The sequence below is a fragment of the Streptomyces sp. NPDC006208 genome (assembly GCF_040613775.1).
Taxonomy (GTDB): domain Bacteria; phylum Actinomycetota; class Actinomycetes; order Streptomycetales; family Streptomycetaceae; genus Streptomyces.
In genome coordinates this window covers 23,388-43,332 of sequence record NZ_JBEXSW010000044.1, presented here as the reverse complement: position 1 = coordinate 43,332, position 19,945 = coordinate 23,388, and the positions used below count along the sequence as shown (strand labels likewise).

Genomic DNA, 19,945 nt, shown 5'->3' with positions numbered 1-19,945 from the left:
GACGTACAGGCCGGGGTGCCGAACGGGCATCCGGCCCCAAGAATCGACAGCAGCGCCGAAAGTGCGGTGGACGGAGCACGGACCCGGCAGACGGAACCGACACGCGTACCGGGTGTGCCGAACACCCTGGCCGAACCCAGCACATCGGCCGCCCCGGAGGACGGCCTGCCTGCGTTCATCTTCCGTCGCACGCTGCGTGGGAACAGGGAGAAGCCTCGATCCCCTCGAGACCGTGCGGGCGCCCCGGCGGACGCGATCACGTCGAAGGCGCAGCGCGAGAAATGCGCCTACAGCGCTTCCCGCAGGACATGCACGAGCCCGGCCGGGTGGCGCGTCCCCTGACGCTGCCACCCGGCCGGGCCATGTCCTTACCGGCGCTGGACCGGTCCGCTCTTTCAGCCGGTGTTGACGGTGCCGTTGTTGATCGGCACGGTGTTGTTGTTGCCGATGATGACGACAACATTCCCCACCCCGCCGCCTCCCTTCCGGACCCCGCCGTCACGCCAACGGTCGCCACGGTGCCCGTGGTCGCTGTCGCGCCACTTGTCGCCGTGAGCGGCTGCCTTCGCAGTCACCGCGTGCGCAGACCCCGGGGCCGCGAACGCGTTGGCGGGCAGCAGCGCGCCTCCTGCGGCCAGAGCAGTCGAAGCAGTCAGCATTACAAAGCGACGGGTGCGGTAAATGCGAGCCATGGGAATTCTCCTTCGCGAGAAAAAGACGATGAAAGAACTGTCGGGCGCCCCTGCTGATTCTCGGGCCTTTCGACAGAGGGACGGTGTGTCCCGTTGAGCGCCGTCAGGATTGTTTATGACGATGCCGGCGGGCCATCTGCTCTGCGTGACCCATGCCTCAATTAAGCCCGGGATAAGCAGCGCTGTCATGCCGCTGCATTTCGGGACTTGACAGACCGGTGACGGTCAAGTAATGACGACCCGACTCCCGAACGGACCGCGCACTTCGCAACTTCGGGATCACGCCATTGCTCCGCCGGTGCCGGTGCCAAGGGGCACCGCTTCTGCGACTGGGCCCTGGCCGATGTTGCTGACGGCCGCCTCGGTTGCGCTTGCCACGCTGGTGCGGGTGGCCGGGCGCAGGTGGACCGTCGAGGAGACGTTCCAGGCCACCAAGGGCCCCGCCGAGCTGGACGAACACCAGGTCAGGCGCTGGACGTCCTGGCACGCTGGGGCACCCTCGCGATGCTCGCCCATGCCCTTCTGGTCACGACCACCGCAGACGAACACCACCACCGCCCGGCCCCGGATGGGGAGCAATGCTCAAGACCTGTGGATCGGCTCTGGCCAGAACGCGGAGGGCGTACCTTCCCGAGTGATCCCGTGATGGTCGTCGAGTAGGCCTGCATTGCAGCATCCACCTGCACATACGCCTGGACCAGGCCAAGGCCGCCGTCCTTGTGGTCATCGGAGTGCGCGCGGACGCCACGAAGGAGCTGGTGGCCATGACGGACGGCTACCGGGCGTCTTCCGAGTCCTGGGCCGCGCTGCTGCGGGACTGCGCGCGGCGGGGAATGCGCGCGCCGGTCCACGCGGTTGGCGACGGCGCCCTCGGGTTCTGGAAGGCCCTGCGCGAGATCTTCCCCGACACCCGCGAGCAGAGGTGTTGGGTTCACCAAACCGCCAACGTCCTCGACGCCATGCCGAAGTTGGCTAAGCCGGCGGAGAAGAAGGCGATCCAGGACATCTGCAACGCCGAGCACCGCGAGGACGCTCAGCAGGCCGTCAAGACGTTCGCCAAGCTCTACGGCGCAAAGTTCCCCAAGGCCGTCGCGAAGATCACCGATTGCCAGGACGTGCTGCTGGAGTTCTTCGACTATCCGCCAAGCACTGGATGTACCTTCGGACGACCAACCCCATCGAGTCGACCTTCGCCACCGTCCGGCTGCGCACGAAGGTCACCAAGGGCGCCGCCTCACGCGTCGCCAGGGCTGGCCATGGTGTTTAAGCTCGTCGAGTCCGCCCAGGCCCGCTGGAGAGCCGTCAACGGCTCACACCTGGTCCCGCTCGTCCGGGCTGGCGTCCGCTTCGAACGTGGCCTCCTGGTTCACACCTGCCCTGACACGCCGACCATCAACGATCCACAACTATTGACAATTGCTCCCCCGGTGAGCTGATGGCGTTGACCTGCAACGAGATCCAGCACCTGTTCACCGGACTCATCACCACCGTCCACCCAGCCGCACATCACCTCGGCCGGTCCGCCTGGCGACGACGCCATCGAACCCGATCCCGGGCCTGGCACTGCGAACGGCAGGCCAGGAGGGCCCTAGCCCCGGTTGGGCAAAGCCTGCGAGAGCGCGCTCATGCTGATGTCGACGATCGTGCGGAGCTGCTTCTGGCTCGCCCGGGCCCTGCTCATCACGGCCAGCGACTGGTTGACCGCCGTGATGTGAGTGGCGTAGTTCTCGGCGTCGCCCTCGGCCAACTCCGCGGTGTTCAAGGCGGTCCGCAGCCGCGCACGCTGAAGCCCCACAGCTTCGATCGCACGCGTGGCGATAGCGGGGCTGAGTACTGGTGTCGCCATCGCGGTCTGAGCGACCAGACATCCGTTCGGCACGTCGGGGTCGGCGATACGTTGGAGGGTGACCTCGAAAAACGCCTGTATCGCCCGCAGCGGTTCCCCGGACGCACCGGAGGAAAGCGCCTGCTCATACCTGTTTCCATACCGGACGGCGTAGCGGTCCAGGCAGCGCAGGTAGAGCGAGTCCTTGTCGCCGAACGAGGAGTAGATGGAACTTCGGTTCAATCCGGTCGCCCTGGAGAGGTCGTCCAGCGAGGTGTCGGCGTACCCGGCCCGCCAGAACTGGACCATCGCCGCGTCGAGCACGATGTCCACGTCGAACTGCTTCTTCCCGGCCATCCCGCATGCACCCCGTTCTTGAACCAGTCCATCGTGGCCTTGTCCATCCTATCTTGAACTGAACAGTCCAAGATGAGTTAGGCTCGAGGCGTGACCGACACCGCGCCGAACCGCTCTCCCGACCAGAGCCACGTCCCCGGGCTGCCGCTGCGATACCTCGCGGGCTTCACCCACCGCTGGGTCGACGCGGAAGGAATCCGGCTTCACGCCGTGGAAGGCGGTCGGTCGGGCGGCCCCACCGTCGTGTTGCTCGCCGGATTCCCGCAGACCTGGTGGGCTTGGCACAAGGCGATGCCGCGTCTTGCCGAGCGCTTCCACGTGATCGCCGTCGATCTGCCGGGACAGGGCCACTCCGACCGCCCCCAAGGGGGCTACGACACCCACACCCTCGCTTCGCGCGTCCAGGCCGCGCTGACCGCGCTCGACGTGCCGAAGTACTGGCTCGCCGCCCACGACATCGGGGCCTGCGTCGCCTTCTCGCTCGCCCTGAGGTACCAAGACCGCCTGCACGGCGTCGCCCTGCTCGACGCCGGCATTCCCGGAATCACCCTCCCGGACGCCATCCCAACGGATCCCGAACGGGCCTGGAAGACCTGGCACTTGGCATTCCACCTGGTGCCCGAACTGCCCGAGACGCTGATCACCGGACGCGAACGTGACTACGTGGGCTGGTTCTTGAGGGTCAAGACACTGTCCCCGAGCACCTTCGACAGCGCCGAAATCGACTACTACGCCGCCTCCATCGCAGCCGAGGGAGGGCTCCGAGCGGCTCTTTCCTACTTCCGAGACGCCGCGGAATCAGCGCGCAAAAACCGTGACGCTCTCGCTCCCGGACGAGGGCACCTGACCATCCCGGTCCTGGGAATCTCCAGCTCCCACGGCTCGATCCCCGACATGGCCGCCTCCCTCAGCCCCTGGGCGGAGAACGTGACCGGCATCGTCATCCCGGAAGCCGGGCACTTCATTCCCGACGAGCAGCCCGACGCAACGGTGGACGCGTTGACCGCGTTCATCGATCATGCGCGTGTCGGGTAGAGCGAGTCAGTGAGTTCAGTTCGCCGGCACCGGATCCTCCACGCACCCTCGCCGAACCAGCAGTATGTCGACTCGGCACCCAGCCCCGCGTCGTCAAACGCAAGATGTCCCATCACCGGCTCAAACGCACCGACCACCGCAACCGGCCCCAAGCCAACCGCAGCCAGGGCCGTCATCATCACGCCAGACCAGCCCAGCCCCTCACGCAACGGCATTGGTACTGGGCCGTGTTCTGAAAGATCGCCCCCCTCGTAATGATCTTCGCGTGGGGCGGGGAGGTCTGCCAGATGATCAATGGGCCGTGCTGGAGCCGCATCTGTTGGCCGCAGCGACGACGGGCACGCCGTCCAGGACGAAGCGGATGCTGATCGACGGAATCCGGTGGCGGGTGCGGACCGGGGCTCCGTGGCGGGACCTCCCGCCCTGCCATGGGCCCTGGCGGACGGTCTACGGACTGGTCCGCCGCCGGCCGGCGCCTGAGAGTGTGGGCAGGGCTGCTCACCAGGCTCCAGGCGCGAGCCGACGCGCGCGGTCGCATCGGGTGGACGGTGAACGTCGACTCCACGATCGGCCGGACTCACCGGCACGCCGCCGGGGCACGCCGGGACGGCCAGGCCCAGAAGGAACCGCCTTCGCCCAGGGGATCCCGCGAGGCGCGATGAGTCCTGCGGCGTCCGGCGGTCGTACGGTCGAACCCGTTACCGAGGAGGACTTCTGATGCGCAGCGTGACCTATTCGATGGGCGTCTCACTTGACGGCTACATCGTCGGGCCGGACGGCGGCTTCGACTGGACGGCGCCCGACGAGGAGGTCTTTCGCTACGTCACCGACGAGGAACGAGAGGTCGGCGTCCACCTGTTGGGACGACGCCTGTACGAGACGATGCTGTACTGGGAGACCGCCGACCAGGATCCGTCGCTCGACGACTCAATGCTCGAGTGGGCCGCGATCTGGAAGCCGCTCCCAAAGGTGGTGTTCTCCACCACGCTGTCGGAGGTGCAGGGCAATGCCCGCCTGGCCTCCGGAGGCCTGGCGGAGGAGATCGAGCGGTTGCGAGCCGAGCCGGGGGAGGGCGACATCGCGATCGGCGGCGCGACTCTCGCCGCCGAGGCGGCCGCGTTGGGTCTGATCGACGAGTACCGGGCCAGGGTCTACCCGGTGCTGGTTGGCGGTGGCATTCCGTTCTTTCCCCAGCGCGAGCGCCGGGTGGATCTCGAACTCGTCGACACCCGCACCTTCAGCTCGGGAGTCGTCTACCTCCGCTACCGCGTGGCGCGCCAGGTGTATTGACCCGGAGGTCGTAGGCCTGATGCCGGTCGAAGAAGTCGGCCTCGTCCTGTGACAGCTCGAAGCGGGAGGAGATCGCGAGGCCGTAGTCCGCGAAGTGGAGACGCCGGCCGTCAGCAAGGATGTTCTCGAAGTGCGCGTCGAAGTGCAGGAGCCCCCCCGCGCGTTCATGAACGAGGTTTCAGCTTCCAGGTTCTTCTGCACCATGACGCAGGCCCGGTCGGGGCCTCGTCGCCTGCTTCGACCTGAGTGCCCGGCCACTGGTGCAGGTTCTGCGGAATGTACTCCAGGAACAGCGCGACGCTCGCCGAGGTCTGCTGGATCGCCTCGATCCGGCCGCGCACCTGCGATCCGCCGCCCCACTAGGCAACAACCCGTTCGACGTCGGTCAGATCCTCGGGCAGGGCGTCGAGTCGGGCAGCACCCTCCAGTGGTACATCAGGGGGAAGCCCTCGTATTCCGCCGCGAGCACCCAGTTCGTCGTCATGGTGTGCACGGCGAGTTCTCTCCAGGCCCCGGAGCCCGGCCCGCCGATGGTGCCGATGCCGTACTGGCAGAAGACGGGCAGCTCGAGCAGATTCGCCGTGGACCGGACGTGCTCAGGTTGCCTCTCCGGATCGGTGAGCGAGGCCGTGGCCGTCCGAGTGGCCCGGCGTGTGCTCGCGATGGTCGTCGGCATCTGGCACAACAATCTGACCGGCGCAGCAGTCACCTGCGCACTGACCGCCTATGACCACTGATCACATCAGAACTACTCGGCCAGGCCATCGCGTTGGGCTTGCGGAAGGACCGGTACGGCCGCATGGGCCGGCCGGGGCGTGGGTTTTGGAGGCAGTGGGCGTCGGTGATGGCTCGGATCGGGGTGGGGTCGACTCGGTGATGCCGTGGACCTCGGCAGCCGCGGCTTCGACCGGTCCCGGGTCGAAGAGGTGAGGGTGCCCGGGCCGACAGGCCCGGAGCACCTGTTTCTCGTGGCGTCTCCGTACGGCTCAGCAGCCGCCGCAGTTGTAGTAGGTCACGTCCCAGTGATTTCCTTCGTCCGCGTAGATGTTTCCGGACCCGGACTTCCACTGCGGGGCGCCGTCGCCCCGCACGCCGATGTACGTGAAGTTGTTCTTGATGTAGTTCCCGACGCAGGTGTACTTGCTGTAGTCGAGCTTGTAGCCGTTCCAGTGCGAATACGTTCCGCCGGCGTGCCCGGTCTCGGTACCGCCGGTGATGTTGAGCGCGCAGCCGCTTGCACTCTTCAGGGTCTGGGCACCCTTCGCGGTGGCGAGGTTCAGCTGCGTGAAGGACGTACAGGTCGGATTGTTCCTGTCCGAGCAGCCGCCGGACGAGGACCAGGTGATTCCGGACGCTCTGAACATCGATGTCGCTGTGGCATGGCTGATCTTGGTGGCGGCGTGCGCGTCGGTGGCGCCGGTGACGACGCCGAATCCCGGGGCGAACAGCGCGCCCAGGACGAGCGCGAGCGCACTGAGGACTGAGCGGACCTTCATGTCAGGTGTTCCCTCCTGCTGACCGGTGCTGACCGTGCTGACTGATGACGGTGCTGCGTGTGGTGCCGTACTCCTGACGGGACGGGAGTGCAGGTGGAGCAGAGTGATGGTGCCTCAGGTCTACGCGCGTCTGCCAGAGGGCTGCAGCGTCGTTCGGATGAATTCCGCAACTGACGGGACACGACGCCCTGTAGGGACCCTGTCCCATCTGTGCCGGGACGTCGCCGCCGGCCGTGTCCACGTTCTGATCCGTCGCGCATCGGTCCGACCCCCGCCTCCGCGACCAGGACGTCGGGGTCGTCGGCGGCGGCGCTGACGTTTTCCTTCTCCGTCCGGATCTCGCCGGCTTCCCCGAGAGCTGCGACGAGGTCACCGACCTGGTCGCCCTGAACGGCATCAGTGGTGCGCCCCGGCACTCGACGCCGCCGCTCGCAGGTCGTCCTGGACGGTCTGCGGGACGAACGCTCCAGTCGTCGCTGCGGAGAGCGTGACCGTCGCGGCGATGACACCGTGCAGCTGAAGCTCTGGAGTTCCTCAAGCGGGCTTTGCGCGCCGAACGTGCGGGGGATGCCGCTCACACAGATCAAAACGGAGAGGAACGGGGTGGAGAAGTTGGAATTCCTGGAGTTCGTCGGGATCGGCATCATCGTGGTGTTCATCGCGGCGATAGGCGGAGCCGGCAAGCCGTCGCGGAGGCGGCGGCGTGGCGGCTCGTGGCTGAGCGGTGACGGCGGCGGATTCGGCTGCGGGGGCGGCTCGTCGTGCGGGGGCGGCGGAGGCGACTGACACCACGACCCGCATCGCCCACCGTCACCCGGTGTCGGACGGTAGGCGATGCGTTCGGGGCACAAGGGGGTCGGCCGGGGTGATGGCGCCGGTAAGGGTGAGCCGGCCGACGAGACTGCACGCTGATCGACCCCCGCCGGGAACGGCATTGGCCCTGCCGGCTGCAAGCATCTTGCCGAGTGCCGGGTTCGCGACGGGCTCAGCGGCTCGGGATGAACATCAGGACCTGCCGCGCTCGGATCGCCAGGCCGGCGACCGCCTTCGCCGCAGCCGGGCGCAACTCGGTTGTCTCATTGCACAGTCGGGAATCCTGGAGCATGATCACTGACGGTACGGACGGCGGGACGGCATGAACGACGTGGACCTCCCCGGCACCCCGGTCGTGGAGCTCGACACCGACGGCGGCACGCTCGATGTGTCCGGGCCAGGCATCCCCCGCGTACGACTGGTCCGTGCGGCCGGGGCGAAGGTGGACCCGCACATTCCGATCGGGACCCGGGACCCCGCACTGCTCACGCTCACCGTCGACGGTGAGGCCGCGCGCATCCTCCCCGCCAAGGGGCGGATCTCCCGGCGCTCCTACCGGGTGGACGCGGCGGCCGGCGGCACCGCGTACCGGCTCGTGCCCGCCTCGTACACCGACAGCCGGTTTCTCAAGGACGGCCGGCGGCTCGGACGGCTCGACTCGACCGGTGACGGGACGGTCGGCGCCGAATGGCTCGATGGCGCCACAGTGCGGCCCCAGGACGTCGCCGTCGGAACCGCACTGGCTGCGGCCTTCGGGACCGGGGCCGCGCCGTGGTGGGAGACCACGCTGGACGTCATCGCCGACCTCATCCCGTAGAGCCCGGGGTTCAGCTGTCCCAGACCCCTGCGGGTGAGAACGGCTCCGGCTCGACCGGTCGCTACGGCGCATTGGTGAAGGAGCGGCGGTAGGAGCGGGGTGGCACGCCCCGGCGGCGCACGAACTGTTCACGCAGGACGGCCGCGCTTCCGTATCCGACCCGGTGGGCAATCTCCTCGATCGGCAGGTCCGTGGTTTCCAGGAGTTCCTCCGCGCTGCTCAGTCGCAGGCTGCGGAGCCAGGCGTGCGGGGTGGTGCCGGTCGCGGCGGCGAAGCGGCGGGCGAAGGACCGTTTGCTCATCATGGCGCGTCGGGCCAGTTCCGCGACGGGAAGGGGTTCGTGGAGGTGCTCGCGGGCCCAGGCGAGCACCTCGGCGAGGCGCTCGTCCCGGCAGTCCTCGGGGACGGGGGAGGCCAGGTACTGGGCCTGCCCGCCGTCCCGGTGGGAGGGCAGCACCATGTCGCGTGCGACGGCGTTGGCCATCGCGGCCCCGTACTCCCGCCGCAGCAGATGCAGGCACAGGTCGAAGCCCGCGGCGGCTCCCGCACCGGTGATGATCCGCCCTTCGTCGATGTACAGGGCTTCGGGGTCCACAACGACGTCCGGGTGGCGGCCGGCCAGCAGGTCGGCGAACCGCCAGTGCGTGGTGGCCCGTCGGCCGTCGAGCAACCCGGCGGCGGCGAGCGCGAACGCGCCGACACAGTGGGCCGCGACCAGGGACCCGCTCTCGTGTGCGGCCGACAGCGCGTCCAGCACAGCGGGACCCGGTGGCGTGCGGAAGCCGGCCCAGGGCAAGGCGATCACCAGATCAGCGGCAGCCAGCCGGTCCAGGCCATGGGCGATCACGAGCGGTACGCCGAGATCGGTGGGGACCGGCCCGGGCCGGTCGCTGCACAGCGCGAAGTCGAAGCCGGGCAGCCCCTCCCCGTGAGGGCCGAACACCTCAGCCACGATGCCGACGGCGAGCATGCCGACACCAGGGGGAACGTACGCGGCAACGGTCACGAAGGGCGGCACAGGAGCAGTGTGGCACGGTTGGCACGAATCCTGCGATCAGAGGCAGCAGTGCCACTCGTGAGCCGCCCGCCTGCCCGGAAGGATGAGGGCCATGACAGACGCACCGCTCGGCCGCAGCGCCGTGTACACGATCCTGACCACCGGTTACGTCGGCTCCACCGGACCCGGAGTCGCCGCCACCGTCTCCTACGTCACCGACGGCGACCGGCATGTGATCTTCGACCCTGGCATGGTGGCGAGCCGCGACCACATCCTCGGCCCGCTCGCGGAGTTGGGGCTCGGCCCCGACGACATCACCGACGTGGTGCTCAGTCACCACCACCCGGACAACACCATGAACGTGGGCCTGTTCGGCCGGGCCCGGGTCCACGACCACAAAGTGGAGTACCTGGGCGACCAGTGGACGAACCGGGACGCGGAGGGCTACGAGCTCACCCCGTCACTGCGGCTGATCCGCACCCCGGGACACAGCCCCGAGGACATCACCCTGCTCGCCGGCACGGACACGGGAGTCGTGGCGTTCGCCGGCGACCTGTGGTGGCACTCGGACGGCCCGGCGGACGACCCCGTAGCCCCGGACCGCGAGGTGCTACGTGCCTCCCGGCTCCGCGTGCTGGCCACCGCGGACCTGATCGTGCCCGGCCACGGCAGCCCCTTCAAGGCCGACATCGCAACACCACGCTGACGACGCCGGCGGCAGGCCAAGCCTGTCGTACTCGGGATCTCCGTGGTGCCCGGACTGCTTCGATCTGCTCGCGCGGGACGTGGCCGCGATGGCGGATCGCTGCTCGCATCGTCCATCCCGAGCCGCACGCCCACGAAGGCGACGGCCAAGTCCGGCATCGACACGTGTGCCGGCCCGGGATCCGAGCCGTTCGATCAGAGCGACCACGCTGGACACCTCGCACTGCTGGGGCGTGTATCGGAAGTGGATCTCTAGCGTGAGGTGATCTCGTCTCGTGGCGCGTGGAGATCTCACCGACATCCAGTGGGCGGTGCCGGAGCGGTTGCTGCCCAAGGCAAGAGACCGAGCCGGCCGCCGATATGACCCGGCGGCAGCTGATCGGTGGCATACCGTTCCGGGTGCGCACAGGCATCCCGTGGCGGGGCATACCTGAGCAGTACGGGCCGTGGGGCCGGGTGTACGACCTGTTCCGCCGCTGGCAACGGGACGGCACCCGGCACCGGATCTTCACTCAGCTGAAGGCCCGGGCGGACGCGAAGGACCTGATCACCTGCGGCCTCAACATCGACTCGACGATCGTGCGCGCTCATCAGCATGCAGCCGGGGCGCGGGAAAGGGGGACCTGCAGAAGGAGCCACCCAGCGGAGCGCCTACCTGCGGCGGCGCGGCATCCGCTACACCTGACATCGTGCACTCCCGCGCCGACCTGACCGTCGGCCGCGTGCTGCCCGCCGGTACCGCAGCCTGCTGCTGGACGCCGGCTTCGGCGACGTGACGGTCGAGGTGCACACGGGTGTGTTCACCGGGCCGGCGATGTTGGCCGTACTCACCGGATTGGCCGAAGGAGCCTGCTCCAGCGGCGCTGTCACGCGCGAGCAGACGGACAACCGGATCGCTGAGCAGCGCGCGCGGGCCGATGCCGACTGCCTGTTCCTGGCAGCGGCGACCGCACGGTGAAGCGTCGTGAGCAGGACAGCCGCGGCAGCGACGCTACCGATGAGTTGGCCCCTCATCTTTCGATACACGCTTTAGAGGGTGTCTCACGTGGCAAGTTTCGCGAGCTTCTTGTAGCAGGTCAGGGCGGCGGCCAGGCCGAGGAAGGCGAGGAAGTGCGAACCCTTTCGTTCGTATCGGACGGTGAGGCGGCGTTAGCCGAAGAGTCAGGCGATCGACCGTTCGATCCTCCAGCGGTGCCGACCGAGGCGTTCGCCGGACTCGATGCCGGGCCGCGCGATGCGCGCGACGAGCCCGCGCTCGCGCAGCCAGGCCAGGTGTTCGGCGGAGAAGTACGCCTTGTCCGCGCGGAGTTTGACGGGTCGGCGCCGCCGTGGTCCCCGGCGGGACCGGACGGCGGGTATGCCGCGGATGAGCGGTTTGAGGGCGAGGCTGTCGTGCATGTTCGCGCCGGACACGGCGACGGCGAGCGGGATGCCCTGGGCATCGGACAGCACGTGCAGCTTGCTGCCCTTCTTGCCGCGATCGACCGGGTTCGGCCCGGTCAGCGATCCCCCCTTTGGCGCGAACGGACGCCGCGTCGACGATCGCCGAGGTCCGGTCCACCTCGCCCCGGGCCCCGAGTTCGTCCAGCACCGCCCGGTGCAGCCGACGCCACAGGCCGGCCTCGGTCCATACCGTGAAGCGGCGATGCGCGGTGGCGGGCGACGTGCCGAACGTCGGCGGCAGATGCCGCCAGGCACAGCCGCTGGTCAGCGCTTACACCACTGCCGTGAACACGGCCCGCTCGTCACACGGAGCGGTCCCACCACCTTGCGGACGAGCAGCGAACGACGGCAGCAACGGGCGGTCAGCTCCGAGAGTTCATCAGGAACCAGAAGCTTCGACAGATCAGCACCCACGACCGGCATCATGCCGCACGAACATCAAGTCACGTGAGACAACCTCTAAGCCTTGATTGGTGCGGCCGACCTGGCGGCCTGCTCGATCTTCGCGCAGTGGGCTGCACGGGCTTCCTCGTCGATCTGCTTCTCGTTTTCGGCGCGCACCCCGGTCCGGCCGTCGAGGCCCTCGCGCAGGATATCGGCGTGCCCGGCATGCCGGATGGACTCGCCGAGGACATGGACCATGATGGCGAACAGGTTCGTGTTGGGATAGGGCTCCGGCCACCACGGCACGTGGCCGGGGGCGTCGAGGGGAAGCTCGTTGATCGTCGCGTCCGAGCGTTCCCACGTGCGCCGGTAGAACCCGATGATCTGATCGCGGGTCTCGTCCTCGGCCGCCCATAGATCGCTGCCGTCGGAGTCCTGCCACCGGGGCAGCGGTTCCGGGGAAGGGCGGTCGAAGACCTCGCCGAAGTACCTGGCCTCGACGGTGGCCACGTGTTTGACCAGGCCGAGGAGGTTGGTCCCGGTCGCTGTCAAAGGTCGGCGGGCGTCGTATTCGGACAAGCCGTCGAGTTTCCAGAGCAGCGCCTTGCGGTCCCGCCGCAGTCTCCGGTGCAGATTATCTTTCGCGAATTCATCGATCATGCGGCATGAGCCTGCCATGGGCTGCTCGTGGTCTCAAGATCCCGTACGTGGTCCGCAACGACTGGCAGAGCCGAGGCCTGGCCATGGCCGCCGCCCTGACCTGCTACAAGAAGCTCGCGGAACTTGCCACGTGAGACAACAACCTCTTAGAACTCCTGACGAAATGGGGTGGCAGATGCACTCCTAGCAGAGCGACGGTCTCCCGGTACTCGCCGATGAAGGGGCAACTATGGGCGACATCGCTCTGAGGGAGCTCATCTTGATGAGGCTCGTTGACAACGGCCGTGCCCTGATCGGGAGTTACCCCACACCTGCTCGATGGATCTCCCCCGCCATGGGGCACTCGACCTGCGACCGGGTGCCACAAGGGCGCCCGATGGACAGCCGGTTCCAGGGGCGGGGCGGAATGTCCATGGTGGCCGAAAGCCGGTGCGTAGGCCGCCGTAGGCGCCGGGGCCGTAGGGGCACCGCCGACGACTACGGCACGCTCGTGGCCTTCCTGGCGTCCGACGACGCGCGCTGGATCACCGGGGGCGCCATCCCCGTCTCTGGCAGCATGCGCCAACGCCACGCGGTCTTCGCCGCTGACCCGAAACCGGCCGGAGCCGCTGCTCAAGGTCAGCGAGGAGTGAGGAGGCAGAACTCGTTGCCTTCCGGGTCGGCCAAAACCGTCCAGGAGATTGCGGACTGGTCGATACCAGGGTCGGTGGCGCCCAAGGCGCGCAGTCGGGCATCTTCTGCTTCCAGGTCGTCACCGGGGTAGGGGCAGACGTCGAGGTGGACGCGGTTCCACACGCTCTTGGTGTCGGGGGTGCGTAGGAACTCCAGGTAGGGGCCGACGCCTATGGAGGAGCGCATGGTCGCGTGGTCGTCGGTGACCTCGTGCAGCGTCCAGTCCATCGCCTGGCCCCAGAACCGGGCCATCCCTCGTGGGTCGGTGCAGTCGACCACCACCGCGGCGATCGGCCCGGTGTCCTTGTAGATCGGGCGGGGCTCCAGGACGCAGAACTCGTTGCCTTCCGGGTCGGCCATGACCGTCCAGGGGACGTCGCCCTGCCCCACGTCGGCGAGCGTCGCGCCGAGATCCTTCAAGCGCGCGACCAAATCCGACTGATGGGCGTTCGAGGTGGTGGCCAGATCAAGGTGCACCCGGTTCTTCACGGTTTTGGCTTCCGGGCGGGCGACGATGTCGATGCAGACGGCCACGGGGTCGGGGTAGGCGAAACCCACGGGTTCGAGGTTGGTCACACCGGGTCCCTCGCTGTCGGCACCCCAACCGAGTGCCTCCGCCCAGAACCGACCGAGCACGGAGTCGTCCTGGGCCTTCATATTGATCTGCACGAGTCTTGTTGCCATGCGCAGATCCTACGTCGGTGTCCGGCCTTGCGATCAGGGCGGAAGAGCCGAACCGCTCCAGCAGCGTGAGCACTGCCGGGTGCTGGATGCGAGGCCCCATGCACTTCGCAGAGTGGTTGTACCGCTATCTGATCGGAGAGGCAATGGCCGGCTGGGACAGCGAAGTCTTCAACTCCGGCCCCGTCCGGCTCGAGTACCTGCCGACAGGCCCCGGGGAACATACACGCGTCGCCTACGGCCCAGAGCCCGGAAGGTAGGTACCACGCCGAACGAGAGTCTGAGCCGCGCCGGGGCACCGCCCCCGTAGCCGGGGCGTGCGCCAACTCCCAAGGCCTGCTATCGGTTGGGCGCGGGAGTTTCGCGCGCGGTCTCGGGAGGGTCCGGTTGTGCACGCTGGGGCGCGGAACGGTGATGCCAGGCCGCGTAGAGGCTGGCCAGAGCGGTGGCGTAGCCGGCCAGCGCCTGCGGGGTCACGTGACCGACAAGGACGAGAACGCAGCCGGCAATGAGGATCGCCAGGAAAACGACCAGATCGACGGGAAACGTGCCACGTCGGGTCAGACGGCTCGGCATGATGGTGCTCCTGAATGCATAGAGGCTTCGTGGACGCCACGCCGTTGCTGTGCCCGGGCATCTGCCCGGAGGCGTGTCATTCGAGAGTGACGGCACGACAGAAGGTGCACCACGGGCAACGATCTTCTTTCCACAACTGTCAATTGAGGGGCTGACCATGACGAACGTTGCCGACGGCGAAACCGACGGCGGTGGTCCGGCCCTGCCGGCCCACAGGCGACTGGGAGAGCTGAAACCGAAGCCGTTCCAGGGCAGGCCGCAGAAGCTTGCGCTCGTGCAGCAACTCAGGACTCTCGTCGTCGCCACCGGCCGGACCAGCAAGTACATCGCCGCGCAGCTGAACATCAGCCCTCCTACCCTGTCGAAGTTCTTGTCAGGGGTACGACTGCCGGACCGCACCGAGGTGGAACGGATAGCCCAGGTATGCGGGGTGACCGACGAGGTGCGGGCCCAGTTACTGCGCGTCCACACCGCTGCGATCGGCGAGGCCCACCCGCACTTCGCCGGCCGCCTGGCGAAAGCCGACGCCTACGAGGAGACCGTCCTCCTCCACCAGCACCTGCAGACCCGCTTGGAAGCCATCACCGCCGAGCACCGGCAACTGCAAGCCGGGTACGACGCGCTGATGGTCCGACACGAGTCCACCGGCCAAGCCCTCACCGCCGCCGAGGACCAGATCCGCGATCAGGAGCGCCAACACCAGGAAGCCCTCAGCCGCCTCACGGCCAGGCTCCAGGACGAGCAGCATTCTCGCCAGAGCGACCGCATACAGCTGCAGGGGCAGCTGCTGCAGGCACGGGGTGCGCGGGACGAGCAGCTGCGCCGGAACCAGGAGGAGAAAGCCAGGCTGCGAGAGGAGATGCGTCGGCAGGGAACGAAACTTGAGGCCACGCTGCGGGAACTCCAGGAGTCGGCCGGAGAGATGAAGGCCGCACGCCAGGAGCGTGACCAGGCTCGCCTGGAAGTCGCAGAGCTGCGCGAGGAGCTGGTCGGCCTGCGGGTGGACCTCGCAGCGGCCGAGACGGAGCAGGAGCGCCGGGACCACGAGGACGCAGTACTCGCCCAGGCCCTCCAGACCGTCGAGAACGTCCTGGAACAGCACCCCGACACCAGCCCCGAACACGTGCTCACCGAGATCGCGCACGCCACCGCAGCCACCTCCGCCGGTACCTCCGAGACCGCCCTACAGGCAGCAGGCCACCCCCGTGTTGCCGAGGACGCAACTCACCCTCCCGGTCCGGGCGAGAGCAGGGAAACACCGGTCAGCGAGGAGCCGGCCCCGAAGCCCACGGGCAGCAACGCGCTCTGGTACCTGGCAGCCACCGGCACCCTCGTGGTCGGCCTGACGCTCTTCATCATCGGCTTGTTCCACCACACCCCCGGCCCCTTCGCGACCGCCCACCTGACCGCCACAGGAGGATGGTTCGCGGGCAGCGGCTTCCTCCTCGTGTTCGGCAGCGGGCCCTTGTTCATGCGCGCTATGGAGGAAGACGGCATCGACCCCGGCGACTACCCAGTCGTCACCATGTGAGCGGCCGGCGGTGGGGCCCTTCGGCCGGTGCACGGCCACCAGCGTCGGATCACCCCCGCGTCAGCGGGGAGCACGCCTGGGAGCGTGGTCCCGATCCACCTTCCGATCATGCCCTCCCGGACAGACCCTGGGCTGTCCGCCGGCGCGGGACCTTGTCGTCTGGGACGTCCCGGGAGGCGAAGTGGAACGGCACCCCGAGGCGGTCGGCGAAGGCACGGCCGCCTCAACGGTGGCGTGCCCGGCCCGTGGTCGTCGGGGCGGTGGCAGACGGTCGCCGGTGCCTCCTTTGAATGTCGTCAGTACGCCCCGAACGACCAGAAGACGCCCACCTCGTCGTCGGTCACGGCGATCAGGCCCAGGTCCTCGAGGAGGTCGAGGCCGTTGAGGCACTCAGAGGTGAGGAAGCCGTGGGATTCAGTCCCCTGGAGGCCCGCTGCGAGGAAGTCCGGGGCCGGGTCAGAGGCGGCGGTCGTCGCGTTGGTCCAGTAGCTCGCGGTGGGCCCGTACCGGTCGAGCAGGGTCCGGGCATCCGCCAGCACGGCGTCCCGGTCCGGGCGGGAGCGGACGGGGGCGGGTTCCGACTGCCATTCCTCGGCCATGATGGCGAGCGCGGCGACCGCCGCCTCCGCCTCCAAGGGGTACAGACGACCGGGCAACTCTGATGAGTCCGGGGGATCGAAGGGGTACGCAGGCACCGTGTGGCGGGCGGCGTTGGTGCGGTCCCGGTCCAGCCGGACCCAGCCCCGGGGGTCAGGGACCGACCGGTGCAGCACGGCGGACGTCGTGCGCCCAGTCCTCGTACCGCCGAGGGCCGGTAGCCGCGAAGGTGTACGTGTCGTCGAGCAGCCGCAGCGCCACCGCGTTCCAGGGACAGCGACGGGAGCGGAACTCCGTCAGAAGATCGCCGATTTGACGGGCAAAGGCGTCCTTCGGCTCGCGGGGGATGCGCCGGAGCTGGTCGAGGGCCCAGTGGACGAGTTCGCCCCCTCCTTTCGCTGCAAGGCGGACCGGCCCTTGCGGGAGCGGGATGTCCTTTCCGTCCCATAGCGCCTCCAGGTGCGCATCGAGCAGGTCCAGGGCGGGCCGGTCGGCAGGCAGGGGCATTTCGCCACTTTAGGCCGTCTCTTTCGGACCATGCCGGCCCGGGGTTGCGCGAACGGCGGCGACAGCAACCAACGTCAACTCCTCCAAGTGCGCAGATCACTTGGCGTGATCACTCAACAACATTGCCGATCGGAATGCCACCGCATCCCAGCCTGGAGTTGCTTCGCCGCCTCATGGATGGAGGTGTGACCTTACGAGTAGAACCGCCCCAACGCTTCCCTGCCGGTGAGTGTCCGCCGGCGGGGTGGACGCCCCGGTCGAGAGCAGCACGCGCATTGGCGTTACCCACACGCGCCGGAGGCCGGATATCGGAGTCCTCGGCGGTGATGGCAGGGGCGGGGGCACGGGCGGGCACCTAGCGCGCATCTGGCCAAGGCCAACAACGGCGCTCAGTCCCACTGACCTGCACCTATTGGGAGTGCTCTCGAGCTTGTCTCCGAGCCGGTGGTCAGGATGAAGCCCTCGGCGCGGCCATCCGCCACCCATTCCCAGCCCTGCTCCTGCGTCGCTTCGGGTGCGATACGACGCCTTTTCCTATGCGGTGCGCCTTCCTCGCGGAGCAGGATGTGCAGCCCTTGTGGCTGATGTCGCCGACCACCCCTTCGGTGACCAGGAAGTAGGTCAGTTTGGCGGCTCCAGGTCGAGCACGACAGGCCGTGCGATGGGCACCGAGGCGGGCAGGACCGAGACGTCCACAACGTCACCGCGACTTTGAAGGCTGCCGGAACCTTCCGGCCGGCGACGGTGTCAGCGCGTGGCTCCGAACCGGCGCACCACGTAGTCCCCGCCGGTGCGGCCGTGGGGTTGTTTGTCCCGGGGGCAAACGTTGCCTGAGTAGTGCGGATAGCTCGCGAGGTCGTACAGCCCCTCGCATTTGAAGCACCAGCGCCACCCTCCGTATCCAGGGCGGTCGAGGTTCCCTCTGTCCTCCACGATGTAGTGGGCAGAGGTCACGTGCCTGGCACTATCGATAGGGAAGTGGAAGAAGGGATAAGCAGGGCAGAACCCGTTTCCCCGGGAGCTCTCGAAGTACAGCCCCTGGCATCGACAGCACCAGCGCCATCCGCGCTGCCCGGCGCCACCGTCTTCCTCGGTCTTCAGCACATGGTCGAGACCGACGGGATGATGGCCGCCGTCGAGCCAGTCGCCGGCGGGGCATGCGCCGCGGGTTCCGTTGCCCGTGAACCACAGCCCGCCGCAACGCTTGCACGACATCCACAGGTGCTGGGCCGCCGCCGCGTTGCCCGCCAGGAGGCCGCCGCCCAAGAGCACTGTGGCGGTCGTGACCGCAGCTGCGCGGAGCATGGTCCTGCGTGGCATGCCGACGTCCTTGCCAGTCACTTCCTCAGCGCTCACAGCGCAAGACCCCCTCTTCGACGCTCTGGCCAGCAGCCTCAAGTGAACGCCAGCGCCCGGCCGGCGGGCAGGGAGTGCGGAATCGTATCGGGGGCGCGCAGGCGCGCGGGGTTGAGACCGCTCTGACCGGGTGCTGTCCGGCGGGCTGTTTGCCCGGCCGTCGGTGGCTGCGGGTTGCCGGTGCTCGCGGGGCGTCAGGGCAGTGCAACCTCGCCCGCGTGTACGGCACGCATGGCGCGCTCGACAGTCTCCTGGTTTTCGCCGACCGGGGCCACGTAGTCGATGACGTCGCGCGCGGCGTCCTCCCCGAGCATTCGGGTGATCACCCACGTGGCGAGATACTGGGACGCCAGGCAACCGCCTGCCGTAGCGATGTTCCCCTCGGCATGGAACGGTGCGTTCAGCACGGTGACGCCGCAGGCTTCGACGAAGGGTCGGCTCTTCATGTCCGTGCAAGCCGGCATGCCATCCAGCAGCCCGAGCCTGGCGAGCACCAGGGACCCGGAGCACTGCGCACCGATCAGCTGTCGCGAAGGGTCGAGCAGCAGCCTGGAGATCAGCCGCTCGTCGGCGACCACCTCTCGCGCCTTCACCCCGCTACCGATCAGCACGACGTCGGCCTCGGTCACGAACTCCATCGGGCGCTGCCCGGTCACCTCGACGCCGTTCATCGACGTGACCACCGGCGTCGGCGTCGTAATGAAGGCTTCCAAGCCGTCCTTTCGGCACCGGTTGATCAGCGCGGAAGCGATGAAGCTGTCGAGCTCGTTGAACCCGTCGAAGGTGACCACGGCTACCTGCATCACAACTCCTTCAAGTACGGCATCAGATCCGCAGTCTCCCTGGCGTGCCGTTCCGGGACGAGAGCCAATCAGCGGCTGGTGGCATGCTTAGCGCCGCTCTGCGTTTCGAGTTCTGAGCCTGAGTAGCGAACTTACTGTCCCGCCGACCTGCTGACGTCCCGAGGCTCGTCAGGCTCAGGTCAGCGACGGCACAGTCGTGCTCGCCCTCGTAACCTCACCGCCACCCTCGAACGGCTCGGCGCCGACCGAGGGAGGCCCGGCGCCGACCCGCTCCACATCGTCCTCGACTTGCGCATCGACGAGCGGATCGCCATCCGCTGCGCGGACTGCGCACGTCAGCTTCTGATATCGGAGCCGGAGACCGGCGCGGCCTGTCCGCCATGAGCGCCCACCTCGGGAGAAAACCGGATCCCCCGTCGAGGTTCACGCCGAAAGTGCCTGGCCACCGCAGTCGCTGGCCTGCGCGCACGCAGTCGCCAATTCGTCCAAGGACACCTCCAGCGCCGCGGCAAGGGCCGCCACGGTGAAGAACGCCGGAGTCGGCGCCCGACCGGTCTCGATCTTGCGCAGCGTCTCCGCCGACACCCCCGCCGCTGCGGCGATTTCCACCATGCTGCGATCGCCGCGTGCCTGACGCAGCAGCGCGCCGAAACGCTCTCCGCGCTGCCGTTCCCATGGAGTCAAAGGAGTTCTCACCATGCCGTGATA

The 19,945-nt window shown here is 68.2% G+C and carries 21 protein-coding genes and 6 pseudogenes; 13 read left to right on the top strand and 14 right to left on the bottom strand.

The genetic code is table 11. From position 1 onward, the window contains the following. Positions 1–395: 395 nt before the first annotated feature. Complete coding sequence (locus ABZ208_RS30115) at positions 396–692, bottom strand: hypothetical protein (protein WP_356912608.1); 297 nt, start codon at positions 690–692, stop codon at positions 396–398. A 291-nt stretch (positions 693–983) separates the two neighbouring features. On the opposite strand from ABZ208_RS30115, the pseudogene ABZ208_RS30110 reads away from it, so the two are divergent. Then, positions 984–1,262: pseudogene (locus ABZ208_RS30110) on the top strand (IS701 family transposase); the annotation flags it as partial. A 104-nt stretch (positions 1,263–1,366) separates the two neighbouring features. After that, positions 1,367–2,128, top strand: a pseudogene (locus tag ABZ208_RS30105) (IS256 family transposase); the annotation flags it as partial. A 152-nt stretch (positions 2,129–2,280) separates the two neighbouring features. Here the strand turns inward: ABZ208_RS30105 and ABZ208_RS30100 are convergent. Beyond that, positions 2,281–2,874 carry a TetR/AcrR family transcriptional regulator gene (locus ABZ208_RS30100; protein ID WP_356912607.1) on the bottom strand — a complete coding sequence of 198 codons (594 nt, stop codon included), beginning with the start codon at positions 2,872–2,874 and terminating at the stop codon, positions 2,281–2,283. 90 nt (positions 2,875–2,964) lie between these two features. Here ABZ208_RS30100 and ABZ208_RS30095 point away from each other — a divergent pair, with 90 nt between their 5' ends. The 3 genes and pseudogenes from ABZ208_RS30095 to ABZ208_RS30085 all read left to right on the top strand — a co-directional run bounded on the left by ABZ208_RS30095 (position 2,965) and on the right by ABZ208_RS30085 (position 5,199). Then, positions 2,965–3,909 (top strand): alpha/beta hydrolase, encoded by a 945-nt coding sequence (locus ABZ208_RS30095; protein ID WP_356912606.1) that lies wholly within the window; start codon positions 2,965–2,967, stop codon positions 3,907–3,909. A gap of 64 nt (positions 3,910–3,973) precedes the next feature. Next, a pseudogene (locus ABZ208_RS30090) lies at positions 3,974–4,520 on the top strand (transposase); the annotation flags it as partial. 106 nt (positions 4,521–4,626) lie between these two features. Beyond that, complete coding sequence (locus tag ABZ208_RS30085) at positions 4,627–5,199, top strand: dihydrofolate reductase family protein (protein WP_356912605.1); 573 nt, start codon at positions 4,627–4,629, stop codon at positions 5,197–5,199. A gap of 7 nt (positions 5,200–5,206) precedes the next feature. Here the strand turns inward: ABZ208_RS30085 and ABZ208_RS30080 are convergent. Further along, positions 5,207–5,821 (bottom strand): annotated as a pseudogene (locus ABZ208_RS30080) (protein kinase family protein); the annotation flags it as partial. A gap of 364 nt (positions 5,822–6,185) precedes the next feature. Further along, the gene (locus tag ABZ208_RS30075) at positions 6,186–6,695 is read right to left on the bottom strand and encodes a hypothetical protein (RefSeq protein ID WP_356912603.1); all 510 of its coding nucleotides are present in this window, start codon (positions 6,693–6,695) and stop codon (positions 6,186–6,188) included. 603 nt (positions 6,696–7,298) lie between these two features. Between ABZ208_RS30075 and ABZ208_RS30070 the strand changes: the two genes are divergently transcribed. From ABZ208_RS30070 to ABZ208_RS30060, 3 genes and pseudogenes are all read left to right on the top strand, one after another. Then, entirely contained in the window at positions 7,299–7,481 is a 183-nt protein-coding gene (locus ABZ208_RS30070; protein WP_356912602.1) for a hypothetical protein, read from the top strand. A 197-nt stretch (positions 7,482–7,678) separates the two neighbouring features. Next, positions 7,679–7,809, top strand: a pseudogene (locus ABZ208_RS30065) (helix-turn-helix transcriptional regulator); the annotation flags it as partial. Between the two features lie 21 nt (positions 7,810–7,830). Next, positions 7,831–8,325 (top strand): hypothetical protein, encoded by a 495-nt coding sequence (locus ABZ208_RS30060; RefSeq protein ID WP_356912601.1) that lies wholly within the window; start codon positions 7,831–7,833, stop codon positions 8,323–8,325. Positions 8,326–8,386: 61 nt separating this feature from the next. On the opposite strand, the gene ABZ208_RS30055 is transcribed toward ABZ208_RS30060, so the two are convergent. Next, positions 8,387–9,295 (bottom strand): helix-turn-helix domain-containing protein, encoded by a 909-nt coding sequence (locus ABZ208_RS30055; RefSeq protein WP_356912635.1) that lies wholly within the window; start codon positions 9,293–9,295, stop codon positions 8,387–8,389. Positions 9,296–9,434: 139 nt separating this feature from the next. Between ABZ208_RS30055 and ABZ208_RS30050 the strand changes: the two genes are divergently transcribed. The 3 genes from ABZ208_RS30050 (at position 9,435) to ABZ208_RS30040 (ending at position 10,985) form a co-directional block, all read left to right on the top strand. Continuing rightward, positions 9,435–10,028 (top strand): MBL fold metallo-hydrolase, encoded by a 594-nt coding sequence (locus tag ABZ208_RS30050; RefSeq protein WP_356912600.1) that lies wholly within the window; start codon positions 9,435–9,437, stop codon positions 10,026–10,028. Positions 10,029–10,387: 359 nt separating this feature from the next. Continuing rightward, positions 10,388–10,738: a transposase gene (locus ABZ208_RS30045; RefSeq protein ID WP_356912599.1), complete on the top strand. Its 351-nt coding sequence runs from the start codon at positions 10,388–10,390 to the stop codon at positions 10,736–10,738. A gap of 61 nt (positions 10,739–10,799) precedes the next feature. Then, positions 10,800–10,985 carry a hypothetical protein gene (locus tag ABZ208_RS30040; RefSeq protein WP_356912598.1) on the top strand — a complete coding sequence of 62 codons (186 nt, stop codon included), beginning with the start codon at positions 10,800–10,802 and terminating at the stop codon, positions 10,983–10,985. Positions 10,986–11,068: 83 nt separating this feature from the next. Here the strand turns inward: ABZ208_RS30040 and ABZ208_RS30035 are convergent. Beyond that, positions 11,069–11,893: pseudogene (locus ABZ208_RS30035) on the bottom strand (IS5 family transposase). Between the two features lie 36 nt (positions 11,894–11,929). Beyond that, positions 11,930–12,514, bottom strand: coding sequence for a DinB family protein (locus tag ABZ208_RS30030; protein WP_356912596.1), 585 nt, complete (start codon positions 12,512–12,514; stop codon positions 11,930–11,932). Between the two features lie 5 nt (positions 12,515–12,519). On the opposite strand from ABZ208_RS30030, the gene ABZ208_RS30025 reads away from it, so the two are divergent. After that, the gene (locus ABZ208_RS30025; RefSeq protein WP_356912595.1) at positions 12,520–12,648 is read left to right on the top strand and encodes a hypothetical protein; all 129 of its coding nucleotides are present in this window, start codon (positions 12,520–12,522) and stop codon (positions 12,646–12,648) included. A gap of 484 nt (positions 12,649–13,132) precedes the next feature. Here the strand turns inward: ABZ208_RS30025 and ABZ208_RS30020 are convergent, their stop codons facing one another. Then, positions 13,133–13,870, bottom strand: a complete 738-nt coding sequence (locus ABZ208_RS30020) for a VOC family protein (protein ID WP_356912594.1) — start codon at positions 13,868–13,870, stop codon at positions 13,133–13,135. 336 nt (positions 13,871–14,206) lie between these two features. Next, positions 14,207–14,443 carry a hypothetical protein gene (locus tag ABZ208_RS30015; RefSeq protein WP_356912592.1) on the bottom strand — a complete coding sequence of 79 codons (237 nt, stop codon included), beginning with the start codon at positions 14,441–14,443 and terminating at the stop codon, positions 14,207–14,209. A 157-nt stretch (positions 14,444–14,600) separates the two neighbouring features. On the opposite strand from ABZ208_RS30015, the gene ABZ208_RS30010 reads away from it, so the two are divergent. Continuing rightward, positions 14,601–15,974 (top strand): helix-turn-helix domain-containing protein, encoded by a 1,374-nt coding sequence (locus ABZ208_RS30010; RefSeq protein WP_356912591.1) that lies wholly within the window; start codon positions 14,601–14,603, stop codon positions 15,972–15,974. A 296-nt stretch (positions 15,975–16,270) separates the two neighbouring features. On the opposite strand, the gene ABZ208_RS30005 is transcribed toward ABZ208_RS30010, so the two are convergent. The 5 genes from ABZ208_RS30005 to ABZ208_RS29985 form a co-directional block, all read right to left on the bottom strand. Beyond that, positions 16,271–16,630, bottom strand: a complete 360-nt coding sequence (locus tag ABZ208_RS30005; protein ID WP_356912590.1) for a hypothetical protein — start codon at positions 16,628–16,630, stop codon at positions 16,271–16,273. A 94-nt stretch (positions 16,631–16,724) separates the two neighbouring features. Then, positions 16,725–17,078 (bottom strand): hypothetical protein, encoded by a 354-nt coding sequence (locus ABZ208_RS30000; protein WP_356912589.1) that lies wholly within the window; start codon positions 17,076–17,078, stop codon positions 16,725–16,727. Positions 17,079–17,825: 747 nt separating this feature from the next. Beyond that, positions 17,826–18,434: a hypothetical protein gene (locus tag ABZ208_RS29995; RefSeq protein ID WP_356912588.1), complete on the bottom strand. Its 609-nt coding sequence runs from the start codon at positions 18,432–18,434 to the stop codon at positions 17,826–17,828. A 194-nt stretch (positions 18,435–18,628) separates the two neighbouring features. Next, positions 18,629–19,237, bottom strand: coding sequence for a DJ-1/PfpI family protein (locus ABZ208_RS29990; protein ID WP_356912587.1), 609 nt, complete (start codon positions 19,235–19,237; stop codon positions 18,629–18,631). Between the two features lie 423 nt (positions 19,238–19,660). Beyond that, a complete protein-coding gene (locus ABZ208_RS29985) occupies positions 19,661–19,936 on the bottom strand; it encodes a helix-turn-helix transcriptional regulator (RefSeq protein ID WP_356912585.1) in 276 nt (91 codons plus the stop codon). Between the last annotated feature and the right edge of the window lie 9 nt (positions 19,937–19,945).